General features: G+C 42.1%; 2 protein-coding genes and 1 pseudogene. All 3 read right to left on the bottom strand.

Going from position 1 to position 732, the window contains the following annotated elements:
• Positions 1-6: 6 nt before the first annotated feature.
• Complete coding sequence (locus tag ACFILA_RS09760) at positions 7-135, bottom strand: hypothetical protein (protein ID WP_375661150.1); 129 nt, start codon at positions 133-135, stop codon at positions 7-9.
• Entirely contained in the window at positions 123-527 is a 405-nt protein-coding gene (locus ACFILA_RS09755) for a hypothetical protein (RefSeq protein WP_375643854.1), read from the bottom strand. Before ACFILA_RS09755 ends, ACFILA_RS09760 begins: the two co-directional genes overlap by 13 nt.
• Before the next feature lie 20 nt (positions 528-547).
• A pseudogene (locus ACFILA_RS09750) lies at positions 548-732 on the bottom strand (filamentous hemagglutinin); the annotation flags it as partial.

Genomic DNA, 732 nt, shown 5'->3' with positions numbered 1-732 from the left:
TTCCTGTCACCGCTGCTTAAAACAACGGTGAACAATATTGAGATGATTGGTTGAGAAAACAATCCCACCATTCCAAGCAAAGGCAAGGATGGCAGATTGTTGATCATCACCAATAGCAAAACTTAAGGTTTGCATTCAGGTGCATTTTTATATTTTTTACAATAAGGGCTATTTAAGCGCTTCTTGACACTGGGCCTCGGGATCACAGCACCTGGACGACAAATGGGCAAGTTTTCCGCTTTATAATTTCCACACCAGCCTCCCCCCACATCATATTTATAGCGAAATCCCGCTTGGAGCATGCAAGCATCAATGGTTGCATTTGCATTGTAGCTGAGCTTTCTATTTTCTGTATCAGCATTAATAAGGCTTGGCAGACCGCATTCTAACAAGGCTTTTCCTACCTCTGTAAAACCTGCTCCTGGCTTTTTCCACGCAGCCACATCTCCTGGGGGAGTTTTATTAAACTGACATCCAGCTATACTTAATAGAGTTATCGCACTTAATAATTTTAAGGTTTGTTTCATTTTTTCCTCCATGATCTAATTCAAGGTTTTTGTTCACGATGAGAAGGGCCGTAAAGTATGCTGCACATACGCCCCGCATCTCCAAGGCAAGTATGAGGATTATAAGGATTTGTGAACATATTCCATGTTTCTTTCCACCAGTTACTGCCAGCAGGTATTGTCTCATAAGTATAGCCATTGCCGCCAATCCATCGGCTTACAAAGT

It is taken from the genome of Bartonella sp. CL71SXKL (genome assembly GCF_042194935.1).
Classification (GTDB): domain Bacteria; phylum Pseudomonadota; class Alphaproteobacteria; order Rhizobiales; family Rhizobiaceae; genus Bartonella.
This window is presented reverse-complemented; position numbering and strand designations above follow the sequence as displayed.